Genomic DNA, 19,184 nt, shown 5'->3' on the forward strand with positions numbered 1-19,184 from the left:
CGCTACGCCTGCCGCAGGAGGCTGGCAAATGAATTATTGTGGGGATCACACTCAATTTTGTGCATGAAGGATCCGCAAACGCGCCCTTCGGACAGGCCGGTGGTGCCCAGATCGGCGCCCGTTGCGTCCTGCGCGTGGAACAAAGGCGGGCCGTCAGCGGACAGGGTCGTTGCGTAGTGGAACTCGTGTGCGGTGATCACCATGGGGGGTTTGGCATCCCCAAACGGTCGCAGGGTCCGGTAGCCAAGGTGCAGTTTCCGTGTCTCAAAACTTGTCGTGAGACCCAGCAGGCCCGCCATTTTATGGCGGGTTCCATCGGCATCAATCAGACCCTCGCCCAAAGTCATGTATCCGCCGCATTCTCCGTATATAACAGATGTTTGCGCGGCATGTTTAAGGCTTTGCATGAAGATCTGGTTTCGCGCAAGACGGGCCGCGTAGAGTTCTGGGTAGCCCCCCGGAAGAAACACCTCATCGGCTTGCGGGACAGGATCGTCCGCCAGCGGTGAAAAGAACGTGATCTGAGTGCCCGCGGCGGTCCAGTCAGCGATCTGGTGAGGGTAGACGAAAGAGAACGCTGCATCGCGGGCAATGGCAAGGGTTCGGGTTCGGGGCCGGGGGGGAGAGAAGGCCAAGGGCGGCACCGTTGGGATGGATCCCGCGAGCGTGTCCATTACGGCCTCAAGATCGAGGCAGGCATCCATCTGATCTGCGGCGGCCGTCAGAAAGCCCTCAAGATCCGGCATTTCACCGGCCTGAACCAGCCCAAGGTGACGTGAGGGGCGGCTGAGGGCGCCTGTTCGTGGAACGGCGCCCAAAACCCGCATGCCCAAAGGGGCCAACGCCGCACGAAGCATGTCGGTGTGACGCGGCGAGCCGATGTTGTTCAGGATCACGCCCGCGATGCGGACCTTTGCGTCATGAGACGCAAAACCCCGCACAAGGGCCGCGACCGAATGGGACATTGCGGCTGCGTTGACGACAAGCACCACGGGCATGTCGAACTGGCGGGCCAGATCCGCAACAGCACCTTTGCCGTCCGGGGGCGCGCCGTCAAAAAGGCCCATCGCGCCTTCGATGATCAAGGGTGTGTCGCCTGAGGCCAGTTGGGCGATGCGCTGTGGCGTCATCGCCCAGGCGTCGAGGTTCACGCAAGGGCTGCCGGTGGCCGCGGCATGAAAGGCCGGATCGATATAATCGGGGCCTGATTTGGCGGACCGAATGGCAATGCCTTTGCGCGTCAAGGCGCGCAGGAGGCCCAACGTAACCGTGGTCTTGCCCGCGCCTGAGGAGGGGGCTGCGATGATCAAACCGTGCATGGATGTTTGGCCAACCGGCCCTCCGGGGGGAGTTTTGTCGGGTCAGATGAAGCGAGGGCGCGCGGAGTGTTGGATGGGCGGAGCATGCTGCTTGGCGATCAGGCGGATTCCGCGGGGCGGCCGCGCGCCAATGGATCGAGGTTCACGGGCGGGATGCCTGCCGCTTGGGCCTGCCAATCCAGGACATCGCGCATGCGCACAGCCTGACCGATGCAGATGATTGCGGGCGGTTCGAGGTTCGCTGCCTTGATGTCCGCATCCAACGCACCCAGCGTCGTTTCCATGACGGCCTGATTGTCGGTGGTGGCCGTTGTCACGACGGCCACGGGTTCGGTCACGCTGCGGCCTGCCGCGATCAGCTGGGCGGAGATTTGGGCGGCGTGTTTCATGCCCATGTAGATTACGATCACCTGAGAGCCGCGCGCGATGCCCGCCCAATCCAGAGAGCTGGGCGTGTTGCCGGATTGATCGTGCCCTGTCACGAAGGTCACGGATTGGTTCACATCACGGTGGGTGACCGGAATGCCTGCGTAGGCCAGACCGCCGATGCCCGCGGAGATGCCAGGAATGATGCGGATGGGCACGCCGTGTTGCACCAGCGTCTGCGCCTCTTCACCGCCGCGGCCAAAGACGAAGGGGTCGCCCCCTTTCAGCCGCAGCACTCGCTTGCCTGCTTGGGCCAGATCGACAAGGCGCAGGGAAATGTCGCGTTGTTTCGCGCTGGGTTTGCCGCCGCGCTTGCCGGCATAGATGTGGTCGGCCTGCGGGGCCCAATCGAGGATCGCCTCTTGCACCAGCGCGTCGTAGATTACCACGTCGGCCTGCCGCAGCGCGTTCAGAGCATGAAGCGTCAGCAAGCCCGGATCGCCCGGACCCGCGCCACACAGCCAAACCCATCCGGGCTGCAGGGTGGGCCAATCTGTGGCGGGAAGAGTGGTATCAGTCATGCCCCCGTTATGACCCGCTTTCTGCCGTTGGGAAAGGTGCAAGACGACGCCTGTTTGTGCATTGGCGTCACGGCACCGCGCGGCTAAGGTCGGCCCATGACGCGAACGCCCGCCAAACCCATTTCTGACCTGCGCCGCGGCTGGACCACGGGGGCCTGTGCGACGGCTGCGGTTCAGGCCGCGCTTGGCGGGCTTTGGGGGGAGGGTATTCCTGCGCGCGTGGGCATCACCTTGCCCAAGGGGGAGACGCCGGAGTTTGACGTGGTGCGCGCCGAAACGGGCGATGGCTGGGCGCAGGCCGGAATCGTCAAGGATGCGGGCGATGATCCGGATGTGACCCATGGGGCTGTCGTTTTGGCGCGGGTTGAGGCCTCCTCCGGTGGGGTGGTGTTTCGGGCCGGTGAGGGCGTTGGCACGGTGACCAAGGCGGGGTTGCCCATTGCCGTGGGAGAGGCCGCGATCAATCCCGTGCCCCGGGCCATGATGGATGAGGAGGTCGCCGCAGCGGCCATTGCGCACGGGCGTTCGCCTGATGTGATGATCACCATCAGTGTTCCGAACGGGGCAGAGATTGCGAAAAAGACGTGGAACCCTCGGCTGGGGATCAAGGGCGGGCTGTCGATCCTGGGGACCACGGGCATTGTGCGTCCGTTCTCTTGTGCGGCGTGGATCGCATCCATTCACCGCGGTATCGACGTGGCGCGGGCGGATGGGCTGACCCATGTGGCGGGCTGCACGGGAAATACATCGGAGAGGGTGGTGCAGAGCCTGTTGGGTTTGCCGGATCACGCGATGCTGGATATGGGCGATTTCGCGGGGGGCTTGCTGAAATACCTTGCGCGCGCGCCTGAGGGGCAAAGCATTCAGCATGTCACGATTGGGGGTGGGATTGGCAAGTTGACCAAGCTGGCGCAGGGGGCGATTGATTTGCACTCTGGCCGGTCGCAGGTGGATTTTGAGGAGCTTGCCACGCGGTTTGCGCGCCCTGATGTGGCGCGGGCCAATACGGCGCTTGCCGTCTATGAAACGCTGGGTGCGGCCTTTGCGCAAGATACGGCTGCGCGGGCAAAAACAGCCGCTGAGAGGCTGTTGGAGGGGGCTGGCGTCGCGGCTTCTGTTGTTGTGATTGACCGGGCTGGCAAGGTGATTGGGCAGGCATGACGGTTTTGGTTTTGGCCGGCACCGCCGAGGCCCGGCGCAGTGTTGAGGTATTGGCCATGGACGGCGTGCCCGTTCTGGCCTCATTGGCGGGGGCCACACGGCAGCCTTTGGCAATGCCTGTGCCCACGCGGGTGGGGGGCTTTGGCGGCGAGGCCGGGTTTCGCGCCGTGCTGCGAGACCATGGCATCCGCGCAGTTCTGGACGCCACGCATCCTTTTGCCAGCCGGATCACGGACCGCACCGCGATGATCTGTGACCAGATGGGTCTGCCCTATGCGCAGATCCTGCGGCCCCCGTGGACGCCTGAGGCGGGGGACGACTGGACCCATGTTGCCCGTGCCGAAGATGTGAGCGCGCGGGTCCCCATGTCCGCCGTCGTCTTTTTGGCCACAGGGCGTCAAACGGCGGCGTCCTTTCGCGGGCTTGAGGGGCGGCGGGTGCTGCTGCGAGTTATTGATCCTCCCCGTGCGCCGTTGCCCTTTGAAGGGGGCGAGTTTGTGATCGGACGCCCCCCGTTCACGGTCGCATCTGAGCGGGATTTGTTTCGCGACCTTGGCGTGACCCATCTGGTCGCCAAAAATGCAGGCGGGCAGGGCGGACGGGCAAAGCTGGACGCAGCGCGCGCCCTCGGCCTGCCGGTTATCATGATCAACCGTCCTGCCATGCCAAAGGCCATGCGGTTTGAACGGGTGGCCGATGCGGTGGCATGGGCGCGGTCGCACAGTGGGATAAAAACATGACCGTAGGTCGCATCATCACCTGCGATGCGGACGTGTCAGAGGGCATGGACTGGCTGGCGGCGCGCTGCCCGCGGATGAAATCCGCCTATGCCCAGACGGGCCCGTTGCCCCTCAGGCGGAAACCCGATGGCTTTGCGCAGCTGTTGTCGGCCATCGTGGGGCAGCAAGTCAGCATCGCCAGTGCAGCCGCGATTTGGGGCCGGATGGCGACCGCGGGATTTGATGCGCCTCAGGCATGTTTGTCGGCCACGGATGAAGACCTGCGCGCTGTGGGGCTGAGCCGACAGAAAATACGCTACACCCGCGAACTGGCCCGCGCGGACATTGATTATATCGCGTTGCGCGATGCCCCGACGGATGAGGTTGTTAAAACGTTGGTCGCGGTGCCCGGCATCGGGCCATGGACGGCGGAGGTCTATGCGATGTTTTCGCTGGGCCGTGCCGATGTGTTCGCGCCAGGAGATTTGGCCCTGCAGGAGGCCGCAAAGGTGCTTTATGATTTGCCCGAGCGCCCGAAGGAGGCCGCGTTTCGAAAAATGGCACTGGACTGGTCGCCTTGGCGGTCGGTTGCAGCGCGGCTTTTGTGGGCGTACTACCGCGTGGTACAAGACAGGGAAGGCATCAGATGACACGGGTTTTGAATTCACAGCGGCGCGATGCGGCGTCCGGCGAAATGCGGTCCGCCGTGGTGTTTTTGCACGGATACGGCGCCAACGCCGCTGATCTGATGGGCTTGGCCGACCCGCTGGCCGAACATTTGCCTGACACCGCGTTTTTTGCCCCCGACGCACCAGAGGCCTGTGCAGGTGCGCCCATGGGGTTCCAGTGGTTTCCGATCCCATGGATTGATGGATCATCCGAGGAGGAATCGCGCGCGGGCCTTGAACGGGCCGCCGCCGATCTGAACGCATATCTGGACGGTATCATGGTGGATGAGGATCTGTTGCCCGAACAGGTCATGGTGTTGGGGTTTTCACAAGGCACAATGATGTCGCTGCATGTGCTGCCCCGACGTGAGGATGAGGTCGCAGGCCTGTGCGCCTTTTCCGGTCGCCTGCTTGAGCCTGAATTGCTCAAAGATGAGGTCGTTTGCCGCCCGCCAGTGCTGTTGATCCATGGAGATCAGGATGACGTGGTGCCGGTGCAATCGCTGCCCGATGCCGCGCAAGCCCTCCAAGAGGCCGGATGGAAAGAGGTCTACGCCCATATCCAGAAAGGCACGGGCCATGGGATTGCGCCCGATGGCCTTAGCGTGGCCCTTGCTTTTATGCGCGAACGGCTTGGCGTCAGCTAAAATGCGCGATTGCGTTACATTTTGGCCATGCTGGTTGAATTAACTTTCAAATTTTAGGCGTTTTCTGAGGCGCGTTAACTTTTTAGTCCCGCGGTTTGCCTAACGTAGACGGCAGGATGGTTGTGCGTTTTAGTATATTGACCGCTCTTAAGGTCTTCGCCCCGCGAACTGCACGGCAAGTTGTGCTGGCATTCGCGTTTTGGCAGGTCTTGTTCGGGATCGTTTATCTGCTGTTGCTGGCTGTGTTCGGCCAGCTTGGACGTGCGCCTTTGGCGGTGCATCTCACCATTTCTTTTCTGCTGTGCACGCCGTTTTTGTCGATTACGATGATGTTGGTGAGACAGCACCTTCAACGGTCACTCAAATTCAAGAATTTGGCGGGGGTGGATGCGCTGACCGGATTGCGCAACCGACGGGCCTTTGTGGATCAGGCCAATGCCCGCCATGACCCAGATGGGCGCGATTTGATCATTTTGCTTGATATCGACCATTTCAAAGCGGTCAACGATACTTATGGCCACGCCAAAGGCGACAGATGCCTCAGAGAGGTGGCCCGATTTCTGCAAGGGTGGCTGCGCCCCGAAGAAGATATTTTGTGCCGCTACGGGGGGGAGGAGTTTGCCGTGATGTTGCAAAATACTTCGGCGCGATTTGCAATGCAGATTGCGCGAACTGTCGCCGCCGGACACCGGTTTGATCTGGGCGACGGGCGCCAGATCAACGTCACGTTTTCCATGGGGCTGGCGGAATGGAACAGGGGCCAAACCCTCGAAGAGGTGTTGAAAGAGGCGGACGTGGCCCTTTATTGCTGCAAACAGGACGGACGGGCGCAGGCGCAGGTTTTCCAACCGTCGACCGAGGACGCCTTTGAGTTGGACAAAGGGGCGGCCTGACCGTTGGCCCTCATCGCGTGGGCAGGCGTCCGCAGCCCCGTTCGGCTGAGACTAAATGTAGCGGTCACAAAAAGCTTGGCAGGCTGATCTTGCAATATATAGTCAAACCAAAGGCAGGAGCGGGGCTCCCGCTCTGATGCCAAAGCTGCGGCAGACAGGGTGGGATTGGTTTTGCAAATTGGCACGCAACAGACGGCAGATTTTCGTACAGATTTCGTAAGGCAACCGTCGGGGCTGAAACAGCATCCTGCACTGGTGTTAAATGCGGACTACCGGCCTTTGTCCTACTATCCCTTGTCGTTATGGCCATGGCAGGATGCGGTGAAGGCCGCGTGGCTGGACCGTGTTGATATTATTGCCGAATATGATGAGGTTGCGCGGTCCCCGTCGATGGAAATCCGCATCCCGTCGGTGGTTGTTCTCAAGGATTTTGTCAAACCACAACGCAAGGTGGCGTTCACGCGGTTCAACCTGTTTTTGCGCGATGAGTTCACGTGCCAGTATTGCGGCGCCACGGGCGATCTGACGTTTGATCATGTCGTGCCGCGCGCGGCGGGGGGCGTGACATCGTGGGAAAATGTTGTGGCGGCCTGTTCGAAATGCAACCTGTCCAAGGGGTCAAAATCGTTGAAGCGGTCGGGCATGTCTTTGCGCAAACCACCGCGCCAACCTGCGGCTGAGCAGTTGATGAACATGGGACGGAAATTTCCGCCCCATTATCTGCACGAAAGCTGGCTTGATTTTCTGTATTGGGATGCCGAGTTGGAGGCATAAGGATCGCCAAGCACCGGATCTCGGTTTAGGTGCCGCGCCCCTGATGGGGTTTGCCCAAATCCAAGTCAAAGACGATATCAATGTGATCGGCGCTAGACTTGCCAAAGGTGTGCGGGTAAGAGGGCGGCGTTAGCGCTAACCCCGAGAGACCAACGGGGCAAAAGTCGGAGGTTCACATGGTATCCCGCGTCATCCCTGTTGAGGATTTTGATCTCGTCATTTTTGGTGGCACAGGGGATCTGGCCCGCCGCAAAATCCTGCCCGGATTGTTCCGGCGGTATCTGTCCGGTCAAATGCCTGACACGTCGCGCATCATCGGGGCCGCGCGGTCTGATCTTGATGACGCAGGCTATCGCGACATGGTGCGCGAGGCGATTGCCGAATTCGGCGGTGAGGAAGCAAAAAACACACAAGAGCTTTCCGCGTTTATCGCGCAGTTGCATTACGTCACCGTGGACGCCAAGGGCGACGGCGGCTGGTCAGAATTGCATGAGATGATCCGGTTTGAGGCGGTGAACGCCTTTTACTTTTCGGTCGCGCCGAGCCTGTTCGGGGATCTTGCCGAACGGCTGCACACTTACAAGATCGCTGATAAAGACAGCCGTGTGGTGGTGGAAAAACCGTTCGGCCGTGATTTGGACACCGCGCGAGAGTTGAACGCTACATTGGCGCAACATTTCGACGAAAAACAGATTTACCGCATCGATCACTATCTGGGCAAAGAAACGGTTCAAAACCTCATGGCTGTGCGGTTTGGCAACATCCTGTTTGAGCCGCTTTGGAACAACCACTACGTCGATCATATCGAAATTACGGTGGCAGAGACGGTGGGCGTCGGCGGGCGCGGGGCCTATTACGACAAATCCGGTGCGATGCGCGATATGGTGCAAAACCACCTGATGCAGCTTCTGTGTCTGATCGCGATGGAGGCCCCGTCGGTCTTTGACGCGGACGCTGTGCGCGACGAAAAGCTAAAGGTGATCCGTGCGTTGCAACCGGTGGAACCCCACCACATCGTGCGCGGCCAATATGACCGCGCGGGCGACGAGCCCAGCTACCGTGAGGATGCGGGCAATGAGCGGTCGTTCACCGAAAGCTTTATCGCCATGCGCACCGAGATTGCCAATTGGCGGTGGGCGGGCGTGCCGTTCTATCTGCGCACGGGCAAAAAGCTTAAGGCGCGCGCGTCCGAGATTGTTGTGGTGTTCAAGGACCTTGGACATTCGATCTTCCCCGGGGATCAGGAACGCCACCGCAATATCCTGTCCATTCAGCTGCAACCCAATGAGGGCATGCAGCTGCGTGTGACGATCAAGGAACCGGGGCCGGGGGGCATGCGTCTGGTCGACGTGCCGCTGGACATGACCTTTGCTGAGGCCTTGGAAGGCGACAATGACACGGTCGATGCCTATGAGCGGCTGATCATGGATGTCATCCGCGGCAACCAGACGCTGTTCATGCGCGGCGATGAGGTTGAGGCCGCGTGGGAGTGGACGGATCCCATCATCCAAGGCTGGGAAGCGCGCGGTGATGTGCCAAAGCTTTATGATCAGGGATCCGCAGGACCAGATGATGCGTTGCTTTTGATGCACCGCGAAGGGCGCCGTTGGAGCCAGATTAAGGCCTGATACGGTCACAAGACCATTGGGCCAATACAGACAAAGGATCCCCCATGAAGCTGATCGAATATCCAGACGCTGAGATGATGATGATTGATCTGGCCAATGTTTTGGCCGGTGAATTGGAGCAATGCTTGTTGAGCCACGATCGCGCGTCGTTTGCCGTGCCTGGAGGCACAACGCCTGGGCCGATTTTCGATGTGCTGTGCGGGGCGAAACACATTGATTGGGCGCGCGTTGATGTGATGCTGACGGACGAACGCCGCGTGCCCGAGGATCATGAACGGTCCAACACGCGACTGATCCGCGAACGTCTGCTGGTCGATGCGGCGGCCGCGGCCCATTATGTGAATTACATCCCTGAGGACGACGCAGGTCTTGCCACCAAGGCCGACGCGTTGCGCCCGCATCTTCCTGTGTCGGTCATGTTGCTTGGCATGGGGGCGGACATGCACACGGCGAGCATCTTCCCCAATTCGCCTGATTTGGATCACGCGTTGACCACGGATCAGCCGCTGGCCTTTGTGCAACCGCCCGATGGGTTGGAACCACGTGTGACGCTGTCGGCCAATGTTCTCAAGGGCGCGATGTCGCGGCATATCGTGATCAAGGGCGCGGACAAGCGTGCGGCGTTGGAAGCGGCGCAAAAAGTGTCCCCACAAGAGGCGCCGATCGCCGCTGTGTTGGCAGGATCTACCGTTCACTGGGCAGAGGGTTGAGCGATGTGGAATAAACTTCGCGCGCATTATGAGACGGTCAAAACCCGTCGGTTTGAAACCATGCTGGACGCCGCCCGCGCAGAGGATTTTGCCGCCACCGCAGGCGACATGCGGTTCGATTATTCAAAGACAAACATCGACGCCGACGGGCGGGCTGTGCTGATTGATCTGCTGGACCAAACGGACGTGGCCGCAAAACGCGATGCCATGTTTACGGGGGCCAAGATCAACGAGACCGAAGGCCGCGCCGTGCTTCATACTGCGCTGCGCAATCTCGATGGTGGACCGGTGCATGTGGACGGGCAAGACGTCATGCCGGAGGTGCTGGAGACGTTGGCCCGGATGGAAGGCTTTGCCGCCGACGTGCGCTCTGGCGCGTTTGCTGGGCAGGGCGGGGCGATTACGGATGTGGTGAACATCGGCATCGGTGGGTCCGATCTTGGCCCTGCCATGGGGGCGCTGGCCTTGCGGCCCTATCACGACGGGCCGCGCTGCCATTTCGTGTCCAACGTGGATCCTGCGGACATTGCGGATGTGCTGCGGTCATGTGATCCGGCGACAACGCTGGTGATTGTGGCGTCCAAGACCTTCACCACGATTGAAACGATGACAAACGCGAAGACCGCGAAGGCGTGGATGAGCGAGACCGTCGCTGATCCCGCGGCGCAGTTCGCGGCGCTGAGCACCGCTGCCGACAAGACTTCTGATTTCGGGATCCCTGCATCGCGGGTTTTCGGGTTCGAAGACTGGGTCGGCGGGCGCTATTCCATGTGGGGGCCTATCGGGCTGTCGCTGATGATCGCCATCGGGTCGGAGGCCTTTCGTGCCTTTTTACGCGGCGGGCAAGCCATGGACACCCATTTCCGCAATGCGCCTTGGGCGGACAACATGCCCGCAATGCTGGCACTGGTGGGGATCTGGCACAACCAGATTTGCGGCCATGCAACCCGCGCGGTGCTGCCCTATGACAACAACCTCAGCCGGTTGCCCGCCTATCTGCAACAGCTAGAGATGGAGAGTAACGGCAAGGGCGTGACGATGGACGGCGAAGACCTGTCCGTGAACTCCGGCCCTGTGGTCTGGGGGGAGCCGGGCACGAATGGCCAACACGCCTTTTACCAGCTGATCCACCAAGGCACGCGGGTGATCCCGTGCGAGTTTCTGGTCGCCGCACGGGGCCACGAGGACGATCTGCACCATCAGCATCAATTGCTGGTCGCCAATTGTCTGGCCCAGTCCGAGGCGCTGATGAAAGGTCGCGATCTGGAGGAGGCGCGCGCCAAGGTCGCGGATAAGTTCGAAGGGGCGGAGCTGGACCGCCAGGCCAAGCACCGCGTTTTTCCGGGCAACCGGCCGTCCACCACGCTGGCCTATCCGCAACTGGACCCGTTCACCCTGGGCCAGATCATCGCCCTTTATGAACATCGCGTGTTTGTCGAAGGTGTGATCCTGGGCGTCAATTCATACGACCAATGGGGCGTTGAGTTGGGCAAAGAGCTGGCCACGGCCCTGCAGCCCATCGTTGAGGGGGCGGATGCGTCGGACAAGGATGGATCGACTGCGGGCCTGGTGTCGTTCCTGCGCAAAAACGGGCTGTAGCGGCTAAAGCTGTTCGGCCCCGTCGCGGTCAATGAACAGCTGGCGCAGCCCATCCGTCAGCGGGCGTTTGCTGTTGTCCTGGTTCAGCACCACGCAGACACAATGTCCTGTCGTGGTGATCTGACCATCCACAAACGTGGCATATTCTTGTGTGAAACTGGTGGTGCGCATCTGTGTGGTGCGGGCGACATTGATGTAGGTTGACGCCCGTTTGACCTCAGCCCGGAAATCAAGGCCCACGGTTTTGACGACGAATTTCGGATCCGGCCCTGCCAGATCGTAAATGTCGTAGTCTTCCAAATACTGGACACGTAGGGTTTCATACCACCGCAGATAAACGACGTTGTTGACGTGGTTGAGAACGTCGAGTTCCCCGAACCGCACCCTGTCCGCGATCCCGTAGGACCACGGCGCGGGGACGCCGGCCGCGCGCAGGGCGGGGCCAGTCAGGGGGGTCAGATAGGGTGTCACGCTGGGTTTCACACTGCGGCCGTGACGATGATTTCGACCTTGAAGCCGGGCGTGGCCAGTTTCGCCTCTCCGGTCCAGCGAGCAGGGGCGCAGCCCTCGGGGACCCATGCGTCCCACACCGCGTTCATGTCGGCGAACTGTGTTGCGATGTCGGCCACCCAGATTTGCGCTGTTAGCAGTTTGGTTTTGTCGGTGCCGGCCTTGGCCAGAACCTCATCCACTGCGGCAAGGACGGCTTGGGTTTGTTCTGTCACGGTGCCGCCCTCGGCCCCGACCTGTCCCGCAAGATAGGCGATGCCGTTGTGAACAACCGCTTGTGACATACGGGCGGAGGTGTCGATGCGGGTGATGTCGGACATGGAATTTCCTTTGATAGACAGTGTTTTTGGTCCACAAATGAAACGCGCAAAACGTCCGAGTTTCAACCGCAGATCGGTATAAAGTTTGATCTAGACCCAAATCAGGCAAAGGCTGTGCGTCATATATTTTTGGGGCGGCGGCAGCAATCAGTCGGGCGGGGGTGTCCAGTTTGTGGTCGATGCAAACGACGTGGTCCAGCGCGTGAAAAGTTTTACAGTCGTCGGCCGTGAATGGGTTGAGGACACACAAGGTCCAACCGCCACGATCATTCAGCCCGCCTCGCAGGCCCCTGCCGCTGAAGCCCCATCAAATGGCGGCGGCGGACTGGGCATTGAACTGGAATGCCCGATCTTTTGCATCTCGCCGCGCGGGATCAATCGGGTGCGGCAATTTCCAATTCCGACACCACGGCTGAGACCGTGGTGTTCAGGTCGTCCGGGTCGATATCGGTCCAATACCTGATCCCGATTTTTTCAGGGCCGGGGACAAAGCAGGGTCGGTTGATCCCGAAACCAGACATCATCCGTGCGCACGTTAAGGTATTCGTCGTCGATCGGTCGAGACCGCTTCGCCGGAAGGGTCGCATAAAGGATATTGAGGGATTTTCCGGGCCGCCTGTGACGGCGATATGCCTCTGCTGACACAGCAATCAAAAGCGCCGGTTGGCTTAGGCCCAGTCGTTGCAGATCTCTTTGATGCGGCTGCGGGCGATAAAGAAGCGGTGGTAGGCGAAAGTACGAACGTCATGTTTTTCAGTCCAGGCCATCCCCAGATGCAAGCACCACATCAACGGCACCACCACAGAGGATCCGATGCGGATGCCAAGGGATGGGCCCGCATCATCCACGGGCCGTTGGCTGCGCGTGGTCAAGCGGCCTCGCAGGATATTGGCGACGTCGCCGCCTTCCATTGTGCCGTGGGTGGTGTGAAAGATCAGCCGTGAAAACCCGGCCCCGTCGTCTGGTTCAATGGTCCGACAGGTTGCACGAAACGCCGCCTTGCCGGTGTCTGAAAATGGTGTGGACAGCATCTTATCCATGGCGGTGTCGGCGGCGCCTTGCGTCGCGAACGTTTCAAACCTGCAGTCGGCCAGACGGTTCGCAGCACTTTGACTGGGCCGATAACAGCCGGCCACGGTGCCTTCTTCCCACAGCAATTGGGGTGCATTTTCCAGAATGATCAAAACCGTCTGTTCGAAGGCCTCTTGCAACATGACATGATCAAGCGTGGTGATTGCGGTGCTTGGCATTCCGATTGATCCCCTCTTGATGCTGATCCCGACCCATCTGTTGGTCTTGGGAGTGGCGGACGCGATGCATTTCACCTTCGCCACAGGGGCAGTCCCTGAACCGACGCGGACGACCGAAACGATCCTGGCTGGCTTTCGCGCGACGTTGCCCGCCGCTGTCGTGTCCTCTGTGACGACGATTTTTGCCTTCTTGGCCATGGTCGTGGCGGGGGGCAGGCTTTGCAGAACCTTGCTGTTTTCGGGACGATCGGCCTGTTGGTGCAGTTGGGCGCGATGTCTGTCGGGGTGCCGGTTCTGTTCTGTGTGTGTCGGCCCTCATTTTGATGGCGGCGGTGTTTGCGCCCCACGCAAAGACAGGACATGATCCGGCTGAACAGTTCCCTGCATCGTCTGGGATCAAAGCGGAAATTGAGGAAATGGATGCCGATCCTCAAGGCGCCGACCGAGTGTTTGTCGTTTTTGACGCCGCCGATCCTGTTCACCACCCTCATCGTGGCCAGTGGCTGTGCCACTTTGATGGTGTCGGACATCCCTGCCTTGTCGCAGGCAGGGGTGGTTTTGGCCGTCGCGGCGGTGACTGCTTTGGTCTGTGATCTGTTTCTCTTGCCCAGCTTTCTGGTGCGTCAGGGCATCAGCGGCGCACGTAGATGACCTGCAACGTGTCGCGACCGCTGTCGGCTGTGCGTTGAACAGCAAAGGCAAAACGGTCTGCGGAAACCTCGTCAAACTGCACCACGACCCGGCCTTGACGTGTGCCACCGCTCAGCAAGATGAAGTCGTTTTGCCATTGGCCTGACAGGGTTTCTGTCTGTGCTTGGGGGGCTGACGGATCAATCTCTTGGGTGACAGCGCGCCCGTCAGGGGTGAGCGTGAGGAGAAATGCGAAACGTTCCGTGCCCAATGCATTGCCGCAGCGGTGTTCAAAGAGGTGTTCCGTGCTTGACAGCTGTTCGACAGACAATGGGCAGCGGATCCGAACGGGATCGCCCATTTGCCACGCGGTGCCTTGCCCGCGCCAATCGCCTTGAAACGCGAAATCCGCCGGTTGGGCGGAAAGGGGGGACACCCCCATCATAAACAGGCAGAGGGCGAATGGGATGACACGGTTTCGCACCACGCGCTGTCCTTTGCGGTTGGGTCGGGGCATCTGACGTCTTTCATAGGTGCAGCCAAACCCGAACGCCTCAAGCGCAACGATAGATCTGTCGAAGGATCGAAAAGGTTGGAGCGGGTAACGGGAATCGAACCCGTAACTGAAGCTTGGGAAGCTTTCGTGATACCTTTTCACCATACCCGCCGCCGTGCGATCTAGGTAGGCGGGGCGACTGGTAAGGTCAATGTGAAAGTTCGAAAAAGCCGGTCAGATCGGCGTATGGACCGCAAGACACGACCGCGCAAAAAAAAGGCCGCCCAGCGGGTGCTGGACGACCTTTCTTGAATGCAAACACCAGTGTTTAGCTGGAGGGCAGGATGACCTGATCGATCACATGGATCACGCCATTGGACGTCATGATGTCACCGTTGATGACCTCAATATTCTCGTCCACGCCGATATCATTGTTGATGTAGAACGAACCGCCCACACGTTCGACCAGAATATCGGTCAGTGCCAGTGTGTCGAAGCTGAGCATGTTTTCGTCTTTCATCAACTCAAAGTCTTCCGCGAGCACTTCGTCCTGCAGCAGGGCCACTTCCATGTCACCGCGGGTGTATTCACCGGGGATCACGTGGGCGCTGAGGATATTGATCAGTTGGTCCTGATTCTCGGGCAACAGCAGATTTTCCACCGTGCCTTCGGGCAGGGCTGCAAATGCTGCATCGGTTGGCGCGAAGATGGTGAAGGGGCCTTCACCCATCAGATCGTCTGCCAGACCGGCGGCCTCAACGGCGGCCACGAGGGTTGAGAAGTTCTGCACCTTGGCAGCGTTCTCAACGATCGTTGCATTTTCGTCCAGAAGTTCACCGTTCAGGATGCCGTCTTCTTCGGCATTCGCTGCGGCTGCGGCCAGACCGAGTACGGAGGCGCTCAGGAGGGCTGCTTTGATTGTCGTTTTCATAACATAGTCCTTTCAGTGCGGCTCATGTGCCACTTGGGTAAACAACACGACCCCCCCGTCTGATGTTCCGATTTTTTCCAAATTTTTTGCCCAATGTCCGGTGCGCCCTTGCTGGACGGGGCCGCGCGCAATTGCGGCAAAAGGTCAGGGAACCCTGACTGTCACGGTTGACCTAGGGGACGTATTTAGGGGGAAGGGGCGCGATATTTTCCCCGTTCTTTATACCATCACGCATTTCGGGCAGTGATCCAATGATTGACGCTTTTCTAAACGGCCTTTGGGCCGACAGGTTTCTTGTGGCCGGTGTTCTGGCAGGGCTTTTGGGGCTCATGGCCTTTGCGCCCTATATTCGTGACATTTTGAGTGGTCAGACCCAGCCCGACCGCGCCTGTTGGTTGATCTGGGCCGTCTTGGCCAGCATTTCGGGCGCCAGCAATCTTTATGAAGGGGCTAGCACGTCCATGGTGTTCGTGGGGGTACAGGTCTTGGGGACTTTGGCGGTCTTTGGTTTGTCCGTGCGGTACGGCAGCGGCCATTTGTTGGGCCGGTCGAACATTGCGATCCTCACTGTTGCAGGGATCGGGTTGATTGTTTGGGCGGTGATGGAAACGGCTGCCGTGGCCTTGGCGATTTCCATCGCGGTGTCCGCCTTGGGTGGGGCTGCGACCGCGTATAAGGCGTATCACGCCCCGCACAGCGAAACGGTATCGGCGTGGATGATCCTGCTGGTCAGTTCTGTTCTTGGGGTGGCGTCCGTTGGGACCATGGATCTATTGTTGCTGGCCTATCCTGTATATCTGGCACTTCTTTATGCGGGTATTCTGATGGCGCAGATGTGCGGGCAGGCGGCCCAGAATGTGGCACAGGCAGAGGCTGCGCATGCGGACCGTCGCTTGACCGTTCCACCCGTCACCCGCGCGGGCCAACCACGCCTGGGCCGACGCCATGCCCCTACGTCCGAAGCCCACGGGGCACATATGAACCCTGATGGTGTGGCAGGGACATCTGTGGCGGCCTAAAGCGGCGATGCGCCAAGGGCCATCATTGACGTTTCAGAATGACATCGATGGCTTGGATGCTGCCCGTTGTGGTCAGAACGCTTGCCGCACTGAGCGTGACGGGGCCGTTAGAGTAAAACACATCGCGTCCGTCTTGGCGGCCCGTTTGGGTGAACCCTGCTGCCGCCAGTGTGTCGCGCAACGCAGCCGTTGTTGACCGGGGCGAGACGCTGCCCAACCATGTCATCCGGCAAAGCCCTCGGTTTTCCTGCACCACCACGAACAGATCAGGGGCGCGAAAGGACACGCCAGACAGCGCGCCACTTGGGCCGGTAAAACCAGCTTGCTGCAACCTTGCGACATCCAACGGCGCGCCGCTGGCATAGCCCACGCAGGCCCGGATCGCGGGGCGCGCTTGGGTCTGCAAGATGTCCGCCCGCGCGGCCATTGCATCCGCCTGAAGCGCAGAGCGTTCGGCCGGGGTTGGGGCGTCGCAGGCCGCGAGAAGCGCGAAGGCGACCGCACAAATATGGATCCGTTTCATTGGGTTCGTCTCTCTGGGTTCGTCAGCTGGCGCGGCGTCTGCGTCTGCGCCCGCCTGTGGTATCCCCACCGCTGCCGGTGTTGAAGCTGACATCGGGCAGGGGGGTCACGCTGCGCAGGGTTGTGAAGGGATCGGTTGCGTGGGGGATCGCATTTGCATTGACGAAATGTTCTTGGAATTTTGGCTCAATCGCTGTTTCGACCTTGGTGATTTCACGCACAGTCTTTTCAATCGACGCCCGCGCGGCGACAGAACACAGCGCCATACGCGCGCCGGTGCCTGCGGCATTGCCCGCTGAGGTGACCCTGTCCAGCGGGACATCCGGGATCATGCCCAGCACCATCGCATGTTTGGGCGAGATATGCGCGCCAAAGGCCCCCGCCAGCACAACGCGGTCTACGGTGTCGGTGCCCATTTCGTCCATCAGCAAACGTGCGCCCGCGTAGAGGGCGGATTTGGCCAGTTGGATGGCGCGAATGTCACCTTGGGTCACTGTCACCAGCGGGCCGCCGTCGGCTGTGCCGTCATAGATGACATAGGAATGGGTGCGCCCGTCTTCGATGCAGCGGGTCGTGCCGGTTTGTGCGGGGGAGCCGATCAGGCCTTTGGGGTCCAGAAGGCCCGCCATACGCATTTCGGCCACGGCCTCAATGATGCCGGAGCCGCAGATGCCGGTCACGCCGGTGGTGGCGATCGCGGCCTCGAACCCGTCTTCATCAGACCACAGCCCGCAGCCGATGACCTGAAAGCGGGGCTCTTTGGTGTCGGGATTGATCTCGATGCGTTCGATGGCACCGGGGGCGGCGCGTTGGCCGGATGAGATTTGTGCGCCCTCGAACGCGGGGCCGGTGGGCGAGGAACAGGCCAAAACTTGTGTTTTGTTGCCCAGCAGGATTTCTGCATTGGTGCCCACGTCTACAATCAGGGTCAGATCGTCCTGATCGCCCGGGGCCTCAGACAGGGCAACCGCTGCGGCGTCGGCGCCCACGTGCCCGGCGATGCAGGGCAGAACGAAGACGCGGGCGGCGTCATTGGTGGAATTGATGTCCAGATCGGCCACATGGAGCGCCACAGATTTGGAGGTGGCCAGTGCAAACGGCGCCTGACCCAGCTCAACCGGATCAATGCCCAGCAGAAGGTGGTGCATGACGGGGTTGCAGACGAACACAAGTTCCATGATCTGCTGGGGCACGATCCCGGCCTCGGCCGTCAGGGTGCCGATGAGCGCATTGATGGCCGTGCGCACCGCATCCGTCATTTCCACGGCGCCACCTGGGTTCATCATGGAGTAGCTGACACGGGACATCAGGTCTTCGCCGAAGCGGATTTGCGGATTCATGATGCCTGAGGAGGTCGCGACCTCACCCGTGCGCAGATCAGTCAGATGCGCGGCGATGGTGGTCGAGCCCAGATCAATCGCCACGCCGTAGATAGGACGGTCGTAATAGCCCGGTGCGATGCCAAGAATGCGGTGGGTGTCTTCGTCGTGATTTTTGTGCAGCACGACGGTGCAGGTCCATTTCCCTTTGCGCAGCATGTGCTGGAGGCGGCGCAACACGGAAATCCCCGCCTCGACCTTTTCAATGCCCCATTGGTCCTTGAGGGCTTCGGCCAGACGTTCCAGATCGCCGGTGGGCGTGTGCATGTCCGGCTCCGCCACCTCAACATAATAGGGGCGCACGGCGGGATCCATGACCATAGCGCGGGCGGAGGCCGCTTTGCGTACGACCTGTCGGTGGACCTGGCTTTCGGGCGGGACGTCGATGACAATGTCGTTTTGGACGGTGGCCTGACAGCCCAGTCGGCGGCCAGAGGCCAGCCCGCGTTTGTCGTCGTAGCGTTGTTCCACGCTGTTCCAATCCGACAACGCGCCTTTGCGAGCGGTCAGCCCATGTTTGGGAAATTCGCCATAGCTGGGCGTGATTTGACACTTTGAGCAGATGCCCCGCCCGCCACAGACAGAATCCAGATCGACCCCCAATTGACGTGCCGCCGTGAGGACGGGGGTGCCCACGGGGAAGCGCCCGCGTTTGCCGGAGGGGGTGAAGACGACGAGTGGGTCGGTGCTCATGCCAAATGCATCCTGTTGTTTGACGTCACAGTAGCGGGGTTCGGGGCAGGGTGCAGCCGTCTTGCGTCGTCTTTTTGTTCAAGACCGTCATGAGACGGGTTTGGGTGGGACGATCTGACGATCGGATCCTGCGGACGGCGGGGCGCGCGCCTGCGGCGCGGTATGGGCCTGTGCGAGGTGGCGCATGAAGCGCCCAAAGGAGGCGAGGACGGTGCGTTGGGGCATGGGTTGATTAGGTATTTTTGACCCAAAGAAGCGGGGGCGACGGGCACGTCGCGTGCGCGAGAAGCGGGCGGTGTGTTCGGTTTATGGGACGCTTTGGTGTGAATTGGGGCCTTTCGCGTCTGCGGCATCCGTGCAATAGGACCA

At 60.6% G+C, this 19,184-nt stretch carries 21 protein-coding genes and 1 tRNA gene; 11 read left to right on the forward strand and 11 right to left on the reverse strand.

Features of this window, described 5'->3' with window-relative positions:
* Nucleotides 1-2: 2 nt before the first annotated feature.
* Together PSJ8397_RS01370 and cobA are read right to left on the reverse strand one after the other, a co-directional pair.
* Entirely contained in the window at nucleotides 3-1,319 is a 1,317-nt protein-coding gene (locus PSJ8397_RS01370; RefSeq protein ID WP_085862766.1) for a cobyrinate a,c-diamide synthase, read from the reverse strand.
* A gap of 98 nt (nucleotides 1,320-1,417) precedes the next feature.
* On the reverse strand, nucleotides 1,418-2,266 hold the full coding sequence (gene cobA, locus PSJ8397_RS01375) for a uroporphyrinogen-III C-methyltransferase (RefSeq protein ID WP_085862767.1): 849 nt from the start codon (nucleotides 2,264-2,266) through the stop codon (nucleotides 1,418-1,420).
* Nucleotides 2,267-2,362: 96 nt separating this feature from the next.
* Between cobA and PSJ8397_RS01380 the strand changes: the two genes are divergently transcribed.
* The 9 genes from PSJ8397_RS01380 (at nucleotide 2,363) to pgi (ending at nucleotide 11,065) form a co-directional block, all read left to right on the forward strand.
* Nucleotides 2,363-3,427, forward strand: a complete 1,065-nt coding sequence (locus PSJ8397_RS01380) for a cobalt-precorrin-5B (C(1))-methyltransferase (RefSeq protein ID WP_085862768.1) — start codon at nucleotides 2,363-2,365, stop codon at nucleotides 3,425-3,427.
* Nucleotides 3,424-4,167 carry a cobalt-precorrin-6A reductase gene (locus PSJ8397_RS01385; protein WP_085862769.1) on the forward strand — a complete coding sequence of 248 codons (744 nt, stop codon included), beginning with the start codon at nucleotides 3,424-3,426 and terminating at the stop codon, nucleotides 4,165-4,167. Before PSJ8397_RS01380 ends, PSJ8397_RS01385 begins: the two co-directional genes overlap by 4 nt.
* Complete coding sequence (locus PSJ8397_RS01390) at nucleotides 4,164-4,796, forward strand: DNA-3-methyladenine glycosylase family protein (protein WP_085863443.1); 633 nt, start codon at nucleotides 4,164-4,166, stop codon at nucleotides 4,794-4,796. The genes PSJ8397_RS01385 and PSJ8397_RS01390 overlap by 4 nt, the downstream gene beginning before the upstream one ends.
* The gene (locus tag PSJ8397_RS01395; protein ID WP_085862770.1) at nucleotides 4,793-5,461 is read left to right on the forward strand and encodes an alpha/beta hydrolase; all 669 of its coding nucleotides are present in this window, start codon (nucleotides 4,793-4,795) and stop codon (nucleotides 5,459-5,461) included. Before PSJ8397_RS01390 ends, PSJ8397_RS01395 begins: the two co-directional genes overlap by 4 nt.
* A gap of 116 nt (nucleotides 5,462-5,577) precedes the next feature.
* Complete coding sequence (locus PSJ8397_RS01400; protein ID WP_085862771.1) at nucleotides 5,578-6,354, forward strand: GGDEF domain-containing protein; 777 nt, start codon at nucleotides 5,578-5,580, stop codon at nucleotides 6,352-6,354.
* 177 nt (nucleotides 6,355-6,531) lie between these two features.
* On the forward strand, nucleotides 6,532-7,128 hold the full coding sequence (locus tag PSJ8397_RS01405; protein WP_085863444.1) for an HNH endonuclease: 597 nt from the start codon (nucleotides 6,532-6,534) through the stop codon (nucleotides 7,126-7,128).
* A gap of 176 nt (nucleotides 7,129-7,304) precedes the next feature.
* A complete protein-coding gene (gene zwf, locus PSJ8397_RS01410) occupies nucleotides 7,305-8,756 on the forward strand; it encodes a glucose-6-phosphate dehydrogenase (protein WP_085862772.1) in 1,452 nt (483 codons plus the stop codon).
* Nucleotides 8,757-8,800: 44 nt separating this feature from the next.
* Nucleotides 8,801-9,466 carry a 6-phosphogluconolactonase gene (gene pgl / locus PSJ8397_RS01415; RefSeq protein WP_085862773.1) on the forward strand — a complete coding sequence of 222 codons (666 nt, stop codon included), beginning with the start codon at nucleotides 8,801-8,803 and terminating at the stop codon, nucleotides 9,464-9,466.
* 3 nt (nucleotides 9,467-9,469) lie between these two features.
* Nucleotides 9,470-11,065, forward strand: a complete 1,596-nt coding sequence (pgi, locus tag PSJ8397_RS01420) for a glucose-6-phosphate isomerase (protein WP_085862774.1) — start codon at nucleotides 9,470-9,472, stop codon at nucleotides 11,063-11,065.
* A 3-nt stretch (nucleotides 11,066-11,068) separates the two neighbouring features.
* Here the strand turns inward: pgi and PSJ8397_RS01425 are convergent, their stop codons facing one another.
* From PSJ8397_RS01425 to PSJ8397_RS01435, 4 genes are all read right to left on the reverse strand, one after another.
* On the reverse strand, nucleotides 11,069-11,548 hold the full coding sequence (locus PSJ8397_RS01425; RefSeq protein ID WP_235000538.1) for an acyl-CoA thioesterase: 480 nt from the start codon (nucleotides 11,546-11,548) through the stop codon (nucleotides 11,069-11,071).
* Entirely contained in the window at nucleotides 11,545-11,895 is a 351-nt protein-coding gene (locus tag PSJ8397_RS01430) for a RidA family protein (protein ID WP_085862776.1), read from the reverse strand. The genes PSJ8397_RS01425 and PSJ8397_RS01430 overlap by 4 nt, the downstream gene beginning before the upstream one ends.
* A 374-nt stretch (nucleotides 11,896-12,269) precedes the next feature.
* Nucleotides 12,270-12,419, reverse strand: coding sequence for a hypothetical protein (locus PSJ8397_RS16980; RefSeq protein WP_159453078.1), 150 nt, complete (start codon nucleotides 12,417-12,419; stop codon nucleotides 12,270-12,272).
* A 144-nt stretch (nucleotides 12,420-12,563) separates the two neighbouring features.
* Complete coding sequence (locus tag PSJ8397_RS01435) at nucleotides 12,564-13,145, reverse strand: hypothetical protein (protein ID WP_143515313.1); 582 nt, start codon at nucleotides 13,143-13,145, stop codon at nucleotides 12,564-12,566.
* A gap of 420 nt (nucleotides 13,146-13,565) precedes the next feature.
* On the opposite strand from PSJ8397_RS01435, the gene PSJ8397_RS01445 reads away from it, so the two are divergent.
* On the forward strand, nucleotides 13,566-13,796 hold the full coding sequence (locus tag PSJ8397_RS01445; RefSeq protein ID WP_085862779.1) for a hypothetical protein: 231 nt from the start codon (nucleotides 13,566-13,568) through the stop codon (nucleotides 13,794-13,796).
* On the opposite strand, the gene PSJ8397_RS01450 is transcribed toward PSJ8397_RS01445, so the two are convergent.
* The 3 genes from PSJ8397_RS01450 to PSJ8397_RS01460 form a co-directional block, all read right to left on the reverse strand.
* A complete protein-coding gene (locus PSJ8397_RS01450; RefSeq protein ID WP_143515315.1) occupies nucleotides 13,777-14,259 on the reverse strand; it encodes a hypothetical protein in 483 nt (160 codons plus the stop codon). The genes PSJ8397_RS01445 and PSJ8397_RS01450 overlap by 20 nt on opposite strands.
* Nucleotides 14,260-14,368: 109 nt before the next feature.
* Nucleotides 14,369-14,442: transfer RNA gene (locus tag PSJ8397_RS01455), tRNA-Gly, on the reverse strand.
* Between the two features lie 157 nt (nucleotides 14,443-14,599).
* Complete coding sequence (locus PSJ8397_RS01460) at nucleotides 14,600-15,202, reverse strand: fasciclin domain-containing protein (RefSeq protein ID WP_085862781.1); 603 nt, start codon at nucleotides 15,200-15,202, stop codon at nucleotides 14,600-14,602.
* Nucleotides 15,203-15,453: 251 nt separating this feature from the next.
* On the opposite strand from PSJ8397_RS01460, the gene PSJ8397_RS01465 reads away from it, so the two are divergent.
* Nucleotides 15,454-16,221 carry a hypothetical protein gene (locus PSJ8397_RS01465; protein ID WP_085862782.1) on the forward strand — a complete coding sequence of 256 codons (768 nt, stop codon included), beginning with the start codon at nucleotides 15,454-15,456 and terminating at the stop codon, nucleotides 16,219-16,221.
* Nucleotides 16,222-16,243: 22 nt separating this feature from the next.
* On the opposite strand, the gene PSJ8397_RS01470 is transcribed toward PSJ8397_RS01465, so the two are convergent.
* On the reverse strand, nucleotides 16,244-16,744 hold the full coding sequence (locus tag PSJ8397_RS01470) for a hypothetical protein (RefSeq protein ID WP_085862783.1): 501 nt from the start codon (nucleotides 16,742-16,744) through the stop codon (nucleotides 16,244-16,246).
* A gap of 22 nt (nucleotides 16,745-16,766) precedes the next feature.
* Nucleotides 16,767-18,815, reverse strand: a complete 2,049-nt coding sequence (locus PSJ8397_RS01475; protein ID WP_085862784.1) for an ASKHA domain-containing protein — start codon at nucleotides 18,813-18,815, stop codon at nucleotides 16,767-16,769.
* Nucleotides 18,816-19,184: the final 369 nt, after the last annotated feature.

The organism is Pseudooctadecabacter jejudonensis, assembly GCF_900172275.1.
In the GTDB taxonomy this organism is placed as follows: Bacteria; Pseudomonadota; Alphaproteobacteria; order Rhodobacterales; family Rhodobacteraceae; genus Octadecabacter; species Octadecabacter jejudonensis.

Coding starts and splice junctions, on each gene's coding strand:
- PSJ8397_RS01370 (WP_085862766.1), bottom strand. CDS start 1,319: ATGCACGGTTTGATCATCGCAGCCCCCTCCTCAGGCGCGGGCAAGACC.
- cobA (WP_085862767.1), bottom strand. CDS start 2,266: ATGACTGATACCACTCTTCCCGCCACAGATTGGCCCACCCTGCAGCCC.
- PSJ8397_RS01380 (WP_085862768.1), top strand. CDS start 2,363: ATGACGCGAACGCCCGCCAAACCCATTTCTGACCTGCGCCGCGGCTGG.
- PSJ8397_RS01385 (WP_085862769.1), top strand. CDS start 3,424: ATGACGGTTTTGGTTTTGGCCGGCACCGCCGAGGCCCGGCGCAGTGTT.
- PSJ8397_RS01390 (WP_085863443.1), top strand. CDS start 4,164: ATGACCGTAGGTCGCATCATCACCTGCGATGCGGACGTGTCAGAGGGC.
- PSJ8397_RS01395 (WP_085862770.1), top strand. CDS start 4,793: ATGACACGGGTTTTGAATTCACAGCGGCGCGATGCGGCGTCCGGCGAA.
- PSJ8397_RS01400 (WP_085862771.1), top strand. CDS start 5,578: ATGGTTGTGCGTTTTAGTATATTGACCGCTCTTAAGGTCTTCGCCCCG.
- zwf (WP_085862772.1), top strand. CDS start 7,305: ATGGTATCCCGCGTCATCCCTGTTGAGGATTTTGATCTCGTCATTTTT.
- pgl (WP_085862773.1), top strand. CDS start 8,801: ATGAAGCTGATCGAATATCCAGACGCTGAGATGATGATGATTGATCTG.
- pgi (WP_085862774.1), top strand. CDS start 9,470: ATGTGGAATAAACTTCGCGCGCATTATGAGACGGTCAAAACCCGTCGG.
- PSJ8397_RS01430 (WP_085862776.1), bottom strand. CDS start 11,895: ATGTCCGACATCACCCGCATCGACACCTCCGCCCGTATGTCACAAGCG.
- PSJ8397_RS16980 (WP_159453078.1), bottom strand. CDS start 12,419: ATGATGTCTGGTTTCGGGATCAACCGACCCTGCTTTGTCCCCGGCCCT.
- PSJ8397_RS01435 (WP_143515313.1), bottom strand. CDS start 13,145: ATGCCAAGCACCGCAATCACCACGCTTGATCATGTCATGTTGCAAGAG.
- PSJ8397_RS01445 (WP_085862779.1), top strand. CDS start 13,566: ATGCCGATCCTCAAGGCGCCGACCGAGTGTTTGTCGTTTTTGACGCCG.
- PSJ8397_RS01460 (WP_085862781.1), bottom strand. CDS start 15,202: ATGAAAACGACAATCAAAGCAGCCCTCCTGAGCGCCTCCGTACTCGGT.
- PSJ8397_RS01465 (WP_085862782.1), top strand. CDS start 15,454: ATGATTGACGCTTTTCTAAACGGCCTTTGGGCCGACAGGTTTCTTGTG.
- PSJ8397_RS01470 (WP_085862783.1), bottom strand. CDS start 16,744: ATGAAACGGATCCATATTTGTGCGGTCGCCTTCGCGCTTCTCGCGGCC.
- PSJ8397_RS01475 (WP_085862784.1), bottom strand. CDS start 18,815: ATGAGCACCGACCCACTCGTCGTCTTCACCCCCTCCGGCAAACGCGGG.